Below are 10,523 nucleotides of genomic sequence, written 5' to 3'. Positions count from 1 at the left end.
TCGCTACCCCTCTGCGTACCCTCCCGGCGGCGTAGGGTCGAAGCATGGCCACGCCTCAGACCCCTTACGACGCGGTGCTGCACGCCGCACGCGACGTGACCAAGCTGGAGTCCGCGCTCGACGCCGAGATGCTCGGCAGCGCGCTGCTGGGTAGCGTCTACTCGATCGCGGAGACCGACCGCGACACCGCCGTACGGGAGTTCGTCACCGGGTTCCTCACCGCCACCGCCCGCCGCCGGATCGTGGCGGCGACCACCATCCGCCAGGTCTTCGCCGCGCTCGTGCCCAACGCCGAGGGCACCGAGCGGGTGCGTCCGGGCAGCCAGGCGCCAGCCTGGTCCGGGCAGCTCGGCCGGGTGCACCTCACGGGCAGTTGGGCGTACGGCGACGTGTACGGCGACCAGACCTCCTACCTCGCCACCTTCGCCTACGACGACGCCACCGGGGGCCCCGAGCACGCGCTGGTGGCACTGGTGGACCACAACATCGGGATCACCAAGGACATCTTCGTCGGCGGCCCGGCGGAACGGATCCTGGACCAGGTCCGCCAGATGTGCGCCGACGACGAGCTGACCTGGTTCCGCACGGAGGACCCGGCCCGGCTGCGTGGTGAGGTGGCCCGGCATCTCGCCGTCACCGACGACCTGGGCGAACTGCCGGGCGAGGGCTCCCTCGCCACCGACCGCGCGCTGGTCGGCGCCCGGCTGGCGGTGCTGCCCACCGCCGCCGCCCCGACCGGCCCGGCGGAGGTCGAGCCACTCACCGCCGCCGAGCGCACCGACCTGGTCCGGCGGTTCCTGGCCGCCCCGGAGGCGGCCCGGTTCGGGCTCGACACCATCGACGGCCCGGAGCTGGCGTCACTGCACTTCTGCCTGAGCCTGCTGCTGGACCACTCGGCGACGTTCCCGGACGCCGACCCGATGCGGTGGAGCCCCGCGATGTCCGGGCTCTTCCTGCTCGACTGGGTGCACCGCCGCGCGGTGCTGGACATGGACGACGCGGCGATGCTGCCCCGGGTGCTGCGCGCCTGGGCCCGGTACGCGTCCCGCCAGCGCGGGCTGCCCGAGTCGGCCGCCACCCGTACCGACGAGGCGATCGAGGAGATGGTCCCGGAGTTCGCCCGCCTCTACTCCACCGGTGAGCGGCGCAGCCCGGCCACCGCCGCCGTCGCCCAGCTGATGGCCGACGGCGTGGACCCGGACGACCCGGCCGCGCTCGACGCCTGGATCGAGGCGAACCGGCACCGGCTCGCCGACGACGGCGCCTGACAGCATCCGGGTCGGCGGCCCCGTGCCGCCGACCCGGATCTCAGGCCCGGTCAGCGCAGCAGGCCGAAGACCACCCCGGCGATCAGCGCGCCGAGCACGCCGCCGGCCAGCACCTGCGGCACGGTGTGGTCGCGCAGCCGCACCCGGGACCAGCCGACCACGGCCAGCAGCGGCAGGGCGACGAGCAGCCGGGCACCGAAGGTCAGCGCCAGGATGACCAGCGTGCCGGCGGCCACCGCCGAGTGGATGGACATCTTCCACCAGTGGCTCACCGACACGGCGACCACCAGGCCGACCAGACCGGCCACCGCCAGCGCCAGCAGCGGACGAGGTGCGCCGAGCACGGCGAGCAGGGCCAGGCCGGCAGCGACCGAGCCGAGGCCGACCAGGAGCGGCAGCCGGCGTTGCTCCCGGCGGCCGACGTGGTGGTCGGTGAGCCGGCCACGGCGTACCCCGCCGACGATGTAGGCGAACGGGATGCCGGTGACGAAGATCGTCGCGAGCAGCCCCCACGCCAGGCCGTGCGCGGCGACCGGGGCGCTGTGCCAGCTCACGGTGACCATCAGCAGCGACACCAGCACGGCCGGCGCGGTCACCTCGGTGACGAGTCGCGCGACCCGCAGCCCCGGGCCGGGTCGGGTGGTGACCGGGCGGAGTTCCCCACCGCCGCCCACGCCGCCCCCTCCGGTACGCGTCTACCGCCGACCACCGCCGGCGCCGGCTTGGTCGCGCCTGATCGTCACCGTACCGGCGGGGACACCGTGGGGTGTGTCGGTCCGGCCAGCGGCGACCGGCTGATCAGGGTCGTCGGCGGGTTGGTGGGGCTGGGTCGGCTGCCCGAGGAGGCGGGGGTTGCCGGCGGCGTGGGTCTGGTCGCTGGCACGGAGAGGGTGCTGGTCGGCACCGCGGTCGGCGTCGAGGAGTCGGTCCCGGTCGGGGTTGCCGGCACGGTCGGCGTCGGGCTCGGCGTGGGGGTCGGGTCGGGGTCGGGATCCGGAGGATCGGTCGGCGTACGGGTCGGTGACGGCACCGGCGACGGGCTGGGTGGTGCGGCCGGCGGGGTGCTGCGGGTCGCCCTCGGCGTCGGCCGCGGCACGGCCCGGGGTGCGGGCCCCTGATCGGCTGCGGCCGACTCGGGCCTCGACCCCTCCGGGCTGTGTCGGGGAGCGGCGGGCAGCCAACCACCGGTCGCGGTCGGGCCGACGCTGGGCGTGCCGGCTGGCGGAAGCGCCGGCTGACTGGTCATCGGCAGCGGAATCACCACCGGCCCGACCGACGGGGTGGGGATGAACGGGGTGCTGCTGTCCGGCAGCGCGGTGCTGCCCGGGGTGGCCGAGCCCGCGCTGATCGCGGCGAGGATGGGCATCGAGGCGGTGCCGGCCAGCAGCGCGACGGTGAGCAGGTAGCCCCGGGAGGGGCCGCCGGCGCCGGGCGCGCGGTGCGCGCCCACCACCGGGCGGTATCCACCGGGCGACCGGTGCCGGCCGAGCGCCGGTGTGCCGGGACCGTCACCTGGCTCGTGCACCGCACACCCCTTGTCGTCGGCCGTTGGAGGACGCGGATGGACACCGTCGGCTGAAAAACACCGGCAAATCACCCGATCGGCGCGATCCTGCGGTAATCAGCCTCGCCTAGTTACCCTCCGTCAGCCAACCTCCACCGCGTGTCGACACGCGGAGATGACCGAACGGTGACGAACCGTCGCCGTACCGCCCGTCGATCGCTTCCCGGCATCATGGCGACAAAGGTCAGCAAAGGGTGGGCGGTCGGAATGCGGGGCGGGCGTACTGTGGGCGCGCTCACCTCCTCTGCGAATATGGAGCACGACGGCAACGCAGCCGTGACCTCCGCGCACCCTCGCGGCAGGCGCGGTTGAGCGCCGGCGCTCCCGAACCGGGTTCGGCCAGAATCCGGCTCACGCCGCGCGGCAACCCCCACCGGGGCTAGGCGCGGCCGCCAGGAACCGGTCCGGCAGCAGCCGGACAGGCGCACGAGTTGCGCGGCCGGGTGACCCCCCGGTGCCGACGCAGACACGACAGGGAGAGACGGATGGCAAAGGGCGACCCCGGGGGCACCACCCGCGGCAGGCGGGCGGCACCCCGCTCCAGGAAGAGCGCGACCGGCAACCCCGAGCTGGTGCAGCTGCTCACCCCCGAAGGCGAGCGGATCGACAGCGTCACCGGCCCGGACGGCATCGAGTACCGCGTCGACTTCACCGACGAGGAGTACCGCGGGCTCTACCGCGACCTGGTGCTGGTCCGCAAGCTCGACGCCGAGGCGACCGCGTTGCAGCGCCAGGGCGAGCTGGGCATCTGGGCCAGCCTGCTGGGCCAGGAGGCGGCCCAGGTCGGCTCCGGGCGGGCACTGCGCACGCAGGACATGGCCTTCCCGACGTACCGGGAGCACGGCGTCCTCTACTGCCGGGGCATCGACCCGATCATGCCGCTCGGCCTGTTCCGCGGCGTCGACCAGGGCGGCTGGGACCCGAACGAGTTCAAGTTCAACATGTACACGATCGTGATCGGGGCGCAGACCCTGCACGCGACCGGCTACGCCATGGGCATCAACATGGACGGCAAGACCGGCACCGACGACGGCGAAGCGGTGATCGCCTACTTCGGCGACGGTGCCACCAGCCAGGGCGACGTCAACGAGGCGTTCGTCTGGGCCGGCGTGTTCAACGCGCCGATGGTCTTCTTCTGCCAGAACAACCAGTACGCGATCTCCGAGCCCCTGGAGCGGCAGACCCGCATCCCCCTCTACCAGCGGGCCGCCGGCTTCGGTTTCCCGGGCATCCGGGTGGACGGCAACGACGTGCTGGCCACCTACGCGGTGACCCGTACCGCGCTGGACAACGCGCGGCACGGGCAGGGCCCGAGCCTGATTGAGGCGTACACCTACCGCATGGGTGCGCACACCACCTCCGACGACCCGACCCGCTACCGCATCGCCAGCGAGGTCGAGGCGTGGCAGGCCAAGGACCCGATCTCCCGGGTGAAGGCCTTCCTGGAGAAGCAGCAGATCGCCGACGCGGCCTTCTTCGCCGAGGTCGACGAGCAGGCCCGCCGGGAGTCGGTGCACCTGCGCGAGCGGGTGCTCGCCATGCCCAACCCGGAGCCGGTGACGATGTTCGACCACGTCTACCCCAACGGGTCTCCGCTGCTCGACGAGCAGCGCGCGCAGTTCAGCAAGTACATGGAGTCGTTCGAGGGGAGCGCCCACTGATGGCCACGGAGACGCTCACCCTCGGCAAGGCCCTCAACACCGGTCTGCGCCGCGCCCTGGAGAACGACCCCAAGGTCATCATCATGGGCGAAGACGTCGGCAAGCTCGGCGGCGTCTTCCGGATCACCGACGGGCTCCAGAAGGACTTCGGCGACCAGCGGGTCATCGACACCCCGCTGGCGGAGTCCGGCATCATCGGCACCGCGGTCGGCCTCGCCATCCGTGGCTACCGGCCGATCTGCGAGATCCAGTTCGACGGCTTCGTCTACCCCGCGTACGACCAGATCGTGTCGCAGGTGGCGAAGATGCACTACCGCTCGCGCGGGAAGCTCAGCATCCCCATGGTCATCCGGATCCCGTTCGGCGGCGGCATCGGGGCCGTCGAGCACCACTCCGAGTCGCCGGAGGCGTACTTCGCGCACACCGCCGGCCTGAAGGTGGTGTCCTGCGCCAACCCGCAGGACGCGTACGTGATGATCCAGCAGGCCATCGCCTCGGACGACCCGATCGTCTTCCTGGAGCCCAAGCGGCGCTACTGGGAGAAGGGTCCCGTCGACCTGGACGCGCCGCTGGCCGACGCGTACCCGCTGCACTCGGCCCGGGTGGTGCGACCCGGCACCGACGTCACCCTGCTGGCCTACGGGCCGATGGTGCGGACCTGCCTGGACGCGGCGACCGCCGCCGCCGAGGACGGCCGGGAGCTGGAGGTCATCGACCTGCGCACGCTCTCCCCGCTGGACCTGAGCGCGGCGTACGAGTCGGTGAAGCGCACCGGCCGCGCCGTGGTGGTGCACGAGGCTCCGTCGAACATCGGCATCGGCGCCGAGCTGGCCGCGCGGATCACCGAGGAGTGCTTCTACTCCCTGGAGTCGCCGGTGCTGCGGGTGACCGGCTTCGACACCCCCTACCCGGCAGCCCGGGTGGAGGAGGAGTACCTGCCCGACCTGGACCGGGTACTCGACGCCGTCGACCGCTCCTTCGGCTGGTGATCGACATGTCCCGGATCAAGGAGTTCAACCTGCCCGACCTGGGCGAGGGGCTGACCGAGGGCGAGATCCTCGCCTGGCTGGTCAAGGTCGGCGACACCATCGAGCTGAACCAGCCGATCGTCGAGGTGGAGACGGCCAAGGCGGCCGTGGAGATCCCGGCGAAGTGGGCCGGTCAGGTGCACCGGATCTTCCACCCGGAGGGGACGACGGTCGAGGTCGGCTCGCCGATCATCGCGATCGACACCGACCCGGGTGCCGGCCCGCTGGACGCGCCGTCGACCACGTCCACGCCCGGCGGTGACCTGCCCACCCCGTCGGCGGCCTCGCTGGCCGCCGTGGAGGTGGCACCGGCTGAGGGCATGGTCGAGCCCGGCCTGATCGGCGGCCCGGCCCCGGGTGGGCGGACCGCGGTACTGGTCGGTTACGGCCCGCGTACCACCGCCGCGAAGCGACGCCCGCGCAAGGGTGCCGTCCCGGAGCAGGCCGCGCCGACGACCACGCCGGTCGCACCGGCTCCGGTCGCACCGGCTCCGGTCGCGCAGGCTCCGGTGGCTCCGGCTCCGGTCGCCAACGGGCGGGGCGCCGCGACGAGCGGCGGACTGGTGCTGGCCAAGCCGCCGGTACGCAAGCTCGCCAAGGACCTCGGGGTCGACCTGGGCACGCTGACCGGCTCGGGCCCACTGGGCTCGATCACCCGGGAGGACGTGCAGCAGGCGGCGAACGGGTCCGTGGCGGCGGCCGAGCCGGTCGCGGCGACGTCGGTGGCGACGAGCGCCGCGAGCTTCGGCGCGGACCGCGAGCAGCGCATCCCGGTCAAGGGGGTGCGCAAGCTCACCGCCGAGAACATGTCCCGCTCGGCGTTCACCGCCCCGCACGTGACGGAGTTCCTGACCGTCGACGTGACCCGGGCGATGAAGGCGCTGGACAGGCTGCGGGGCCGGAGGGAGTGGCGCGACGTCCGGGTCTCGCCGCTGCTGCTGGTGGCGAAGGCGGTGCTGCTGGCCGTGAAGCGTCACCCGATGGTCAACTCGACCTGGGCCGGCGACGAGATCGTGGTCAAGGAGTACGTGAACCTCGGTATCGCGGCGGCCACCGAGCGCGGCCTGATCGTGCCGAACGTGAAGGACGCCGGCCGGCTTTCGCTGCGCGAACTGGCGGACGCGTTGAACGATCTGGTGCAGACGGCGAAGTCGGGCCGCACCTCGCCGGCCGACATGTCCGGCGGCACCCTGACCATCACGAACGTCGGGGTGTTCGGGGTGGACACCGGCACGCCGATCCTGCCGCCGGGTGAGTCGGCCATCCTGGCCTTCGGCGCGGTGCGGGAGATGCCCTGGGTGCACAAGGGCAAGGTCAAGCCGCGTCAGGTCACCACGCTGGGGCTGAGCTTCGACCACCGCATCATCGACGGTGAGCTGGGCTCGAAGTTCCTGCGCGACATCGGCGACTTCCTCGCCGACCCGGAGGCGGCGCTGCTCGCCTGGACCTGACCGTCCGAACACCAGGCCACGGCCGGTGTGCCACGGGTTAACGCCCGGCACACCGGCCGTGGCCGTTCGGCAACGGAACCGCTGGTTGACGAGCCCTGTCACCTTTGATTGTTAGGCAGGTGTCTCAGCTCACCTAATAATCGATGGAAGTTGGTGGGCTTCTGCGGTTGAATAGAGACATCAGGGGCTGACAACCAGGGGGAACCACAAATGAGCATGATCGAGCGCATCCGCAACCACCGCGACGCCACCCGCCGTGCCCGTGCCATCGAGCACGCGCTGCGGTCCGCGACCTCGCCGGCGGTCCGCGAGGAGCTCCTCGTCATCGCCCAGCGTCACATGAGCTGATGCTCCACCACTTTCCTCACCTCCTCCAGATCGATGGCCCGCCCGGTCCGCCGGGCGGGCCGTCGGCGTTTCACCACCTCTTGGCACCGGGATTCCGCCCTGCCGCAGCGCCCGGTACGGTGGGCTTCGGTCACCGCCCGCCGGCCCGGCACCAGCCGATCCGATAGAAGCCGCTCGACACCGACCGGCAACGCGGAGTGACGACCGGTGCTCCTTGGACGCGCTGTGCGGCCACCGGATACCGTGCGGGGAGCCGGCACGGCCGTACGCCGGTGACGCCGGCAGCCATGCCGAGGAGACCGATCGGCACCGGCGGCCGACATGTGATGGAGGAGGCGCACCCATGACGTCCGAGGGCCCGCACCGTCCCGGCCAGGAGCCGGACGAGGTGTCACCGGGCGCCGGCGGACCGGCGCCGTACGGCGACCGCCCGGCGCAGCCGGACAACGGCTACAACGCCGCCGGTCCCGACCTGGGTTGGGCACCCCCACCGCCGGCGCGGCAGAACCCGCCGGCACCCGCGTGGGCGACCCAGTCGGAGCAGCAGCCGAACCCCGCCTGGGGTTCCGGTGCCGCGCCGCAGCCCCCCGAGCCGACGCAGCCGGCGTGGGCCAACGGCGGTGGCGCGAGCGAGCCGCAGCAGCCCGGCGCCTGGCCCGGTAACGGTGGCGCACCGGACAACGCTCAGGCCGCCCCGTGGGGCGCGCAGCAGCAGGGCTGGACGCCAGCCGAGCAGGGCGGTCCCGCCTGGGCCGCCGGTGCCCCCGAGCAGCCCGACTGGGCGCAGGCCCAGCCGGCCGCCGCGCGGGGTGCCGCGCAGGTCCCGCCGGCCACCGCCGCCTGGCCGGCACCGGAAGACCCGGCCCGCTCCGGCGGCTGGAACACCGACTCCCCGCAGGACGATCCAGCCCGCTCCGGTGGCTGGGGCGGCGCGGCGCAGTCCAACCCGCCCGCCGGTGACTGGCGTGGCGCCGAGTCGCAGCAGCCCGAGTCGGCGCAGGCCACCGGCTGGTCCGGCAACGGCCAGCAGGATGACCCGGCCGGCTCCGGCGGCTGGGCCACCGGCGCCGCCGCGCGCGACGACCAGCCCGTGTGGACGCCGGCCGACCAGTCCCCGCAGACGTGGGGCCAGGCCGCCGAGCCGACCGAGCAGCCGGCCCCCGGCTGGGGGCAGGCCGAGCCGGCCGCCGCCCGTGGCGCGGCCCAGGTGCCCGCACCGGCGGCGAACTGGCCCGGCCAGGACGACCCGGCCCGCTCCGGCGGCTGGGCCGCACAGCAGCAGGCGCAGCCCGGTACGTGGGGCGACGGCGCCGACGTGAAGCCGGACGAGGCCGGGCAGCCGGCCGCCTGGGGTGGCGCCGAGGGCCGTCCGCAGCAGCCGGACTGGGTGCTGTCGGCGCAGGACCAGCCGACCGACCGGCCCGAGCCGGCGGCGTGGACCCCGGAGCAGAGCGGCACCGCGGCGCGGGCCAGCGCCAGCGTGCCGGGCAACGACGGGTCGCCGGCCTGGGCCGCCGCCCCGGACAATGCCGCCCAGGGCAGCTCCGGCGTGCCCGATGCCCAGCCGTGGGCGCCCGGCGAGGTGTGGGGTCGCGCCGAGGCGGAGGCCTCCGCACAGCCCCGCGGTGGCTGGGAGGCCGACCGGGGCGACGAGCCGCCGGCCTACCAGCCCGGGCCCGCGCCGGGCATCTCGCCGGCCAACGCCGTGCCGCTGCCCCCGCAGGAGCAGCGCGTGCCGGGTGCCAGCCTGGCCGCCGCTCCGCCGGTCGACTACGCGTCGCCCGCCCCGTTCGCCGCGATCCCCGAGCAGCCGTCGTACGCCGAGCGGGAGACCCCGGACGCCGCCGCGCAGTACGAGGCGGAGCCGGCCGCCTGGGGTCGGGCCGAGGAGTCGCCGGCAGGCGGTGCCGTGGTGCCCGCCCCGCGTACCTCTCCGGAGTCCGGAGCGGGCCGCGCGGTCGTACCGGCGCAGGAGGCCGAGTCGGCGGCCGGCGCGGTGGGCCGGGCCTCGGCGAGCGCCTCGGTGCCACTGGCCAGCCGGGTGATGCCCCCGACCGACCAGGCCATTCGACCGACCGGCACGTCCGCGCCGCAGCCCCGGGTGTACGGCCGTCCGGCCCAACCCGAGCCGGAGCAGGCCGCGCCGGAGGCGTTCCAGGCCGACCCGGGCCCCGAGCGTCAGGGCACGCCCGACTGGCAGAACGGCGCCGCGCGCCAGGCCGCACCGGACTGGCAGAACGGCCCCGAGCGTCAGAGCACGCCGGACTGGCAGAACGGCCCGGACCGGCAGGCCGCACCCGACTGGCAGAACGGCCCGGAGCGTCAGGCCGCACCGGACTGGCAGAACGGCCCGGACCGTCAGGGCGGCCCGGGTTGGGGTGGCGACTCCCCGGCCGAACCGCGCTTCGACGACCGGGAGCGGCCGTCGGCGCCGAACGGGTTCGAGGCCGCGTCCGCGCCTCCGGCGTTCCCGCCCGGTGTGCCCTCCTTCGTCGACGCGCCCGGCAACAACCGGCCGGTGAACGGCGTCCGGCCGCAGGCCGGCGCCGAACGCCCGGAAGACCGGTTCGGCCCCGGGTCACCGGCGGCCGGTAGCGCCGGGGTAAACGGCGCTCCGGGCTTCGGTGGACCGGGCTTCGGGGGCCCGCCGGAGCCGGCACCGGGTGCCGGCTTCACGGCGACGTTCCCCCCAGCACCTCAGCAGGCGGCGCCGTCCTGGGGTCAGCAGGCCGGCGAGTCCGACCACAACAGGTTCGAGGCGTTCAAGCCGGACGCCGACGAGCCGAAGGCGGAGCCGCCGGTGCCGAAGGTGCGCAACGGCCGTGTGCTCGCCGCGGTGCTGATCGCCGCGGTGCTCATCCTGGCGGTGCCGCTCGGCCTTCTGATGCTGCTCGGCAAGTTCGGCGGCGGGGACGAGGCGCCCGCCTTCGACCCGGCGGTCGGCACCTGTGTGAAGCAGTCCGGTCAGGGTGCCTCGGCGACGGATTGCGGCGAGGCCGGCGCGTTCACCATCGTTTCCAAGGTGGACGCGAAGGACAAGTGCACCGATACGACGCAGCCGCACGTGGTGCTGCCCGGCGACGGCACCAACCGGGTGCTCTGCCTCAAGCCGGCCACCAAGTAGACACACCGACGGCGGGGCCACGGGGAATCCGTGGCCCCGCCGTCGTCGTCCCACCCCGCTGCGGGCGGGCGGCTCGGCC

General features: G+C 74.2%; 8 protein-coding genes. 6 read left to right on the top strand and 2 right to left on the bottom strand.

The features are described from left to right. The first annotated feature begins 44 nt into the window (after nt 1-44). Nucleotides 45-1,268, top strand: coding sequence for a hypothetical protein (locus M8C17_RS14960; protein WP_252417046.1), 1,224 nt, complete (start codon nt 45-47; stop codon nt 1,266-1,268). Nucleotides 1,269-1,318: 50 nt separating this feature from the next. Here M8C17_RS14960 and M8C17_RS14955 read toward each other — a convergent pair whose 3' ends face one another. Beyond that, complete coding sequence (locus tag M8C17_RS14955; RefSeq protein WP_252417045.1) at nt 1,319-1,942, bottom strand: phosphatase PAP2 family protein; 624 nt, start codon at nt 1,940-1,942, stop codon at nt 1,319-1,321. A 65-nt stretch (nt 1,943-2,007) separates the two neighbouring features. Next, nucleotides 2,008-2,793 (bottom strand): hypothetical protein, encoded by a 786-nt coding sequence (locus tag M8C17_RS14950; protein WP_252417044.1) that lies wholly within the window; start codon nt 2,791-2,793, stop codon nt 2,008-2,010. Between the two features lie 524 nt (nt 2,794-3,317). On the opposite strand from M8C17_RS14950, the gene pdhA reads away from it, so the two are divergent. The 5 genes from pdhA to M8C17_RS14925 all read left to right on the top strand — a co-directional run bounded on the left by pdhA (nt 3,318) and on the right by M8C17_RS14925 (nt 10,444). Continuing rightward, nucleotides 3,318-4,493 carry a pyruvate dehydrogenase (acetyl-transferring) E1 component subunit alpha gene (gene pdhA, locus M8C17_RS14945; RefSeq protein ID WP_252417043.1) on the top strand — a complete coding sequence of 392 codons (1,176 nt, stop codon included), beginning with the start codon at nt 3,318-3,320 and terminating at the stop codon, nt 4,491-4,493. Beyond that, nucleotides 4,493-5,482 (top strand): alpha-ketoacid dehydrogenase subunit beta, encoded by a 990-nt coding sequence (locus M8C17_RS14940; RefSeq protein WP_252417042.1) that lies wholly within the window; start codon nt 4,493-4,495, stop codon nt 5,480-5,482. The genes pdhA and M8C17_RS14940 overlap by 1 nt, the downstream gene beginning before the upstream one ends. A 5-nt stretch (nt 5,483-5,487) precedes the next feature. Then, nucleotides 5,488-6,972 carry a dihydrolipoamide acetyltransferase family protein gene (locus M8C17_RS14935; RefSeq protein ID WP_252417157.1) on the top strand — a complete coding sequence of 495 codons (1,485 nt, stop codon included), beginning with the start codon at nt 5,488-5,490 and terminating at the stop codon, nt 6,970-6,972. A 210-nt stretch (nt 6,973-7,182) separates the two neighbouring features. Then, complete coding sequence (locus M8C17_RS14930) at nt 7,183-7,320, top strand: hypothetical protein (RefSeq protein ID WP_252417041.1); 138 nt, start codon at nt 7,183-7,185, stop codon at nt 7,318-7,320. Between the two features lie 343 nt (nt 7,321-7,663). Further along, complete coding sequence (locus tag M8C17_RS14925; protein ID WP_252417040.1) at nt 7,664-10,444, top strand: hypothetical protein; 2,781 nt, start codon at nt 7,664-7,666, stop codon at nt 10,442-10,444. The last annotated feature ends 79 nt before the right edge of the window (nt 10,445-10,523 follow it).

The sequence above is a fragment of the Micromonospora sp. RHAY321 genome, from assembly GCF_023896955.1.
In the GTDB taxonomy this organism is placed as follows: domain Bacteria; phylum Actinomycetota; class Actinomycetes; order Mycobacteriales; family Micromonosporaceae; genus Micromonospora.
Note: the sequence above shows the minus strand (reverse complement) of the source record. Positions and strands in the feature narration are given on the sequence as shown.

Excerpts from the sequence above, each read along its gene's own strand:
- pdhA (WP_252417043.1), top strand. The coding sequence starts at position 3,318 with ATGGCAAAGGGCGACCCCGGGGGCACCACCCGCGGCAGGCGGGCGGCA.
- M8C17_RS14925 (WP_252417040.1), top strand. The coding sequence starts at position 7,664 with ATGACGTCCGAGGGCCCGCACCGTCCCGGCCAGGAGCCGGACGAGGTG.
- M8C17_RS14935 (WP_252417157.1), top strand. The coding sequence starts at position 5,488 with ATGTCCCGGATCAAGGAGTTCAACCTGCCCGACCTGGGCGAGGGGCTG.
- M8C17_RS14940 (WP_252417042.1), top strand. The coding sequence starts at position 4,493 with ATGGCCACGGAGACGCTCACCCTCGGCAAGGCCCTCAACACCGGTCTG.
- M8C17_RS14930 (WP_252417041.1), top strand. The coding sequence starts at position 7,183 with ATGAGCATGATCGAGCGCATCCGCAACCACCGCGACGCCACCCGCCGT.
- M8C17_RS14960 (WP_252417046.1), top strand. The coding sequence starts at position 45 with ATGGCCACGCCTCAGACCCCTTACGACGCGGTGCTGCACGCCGCACGC.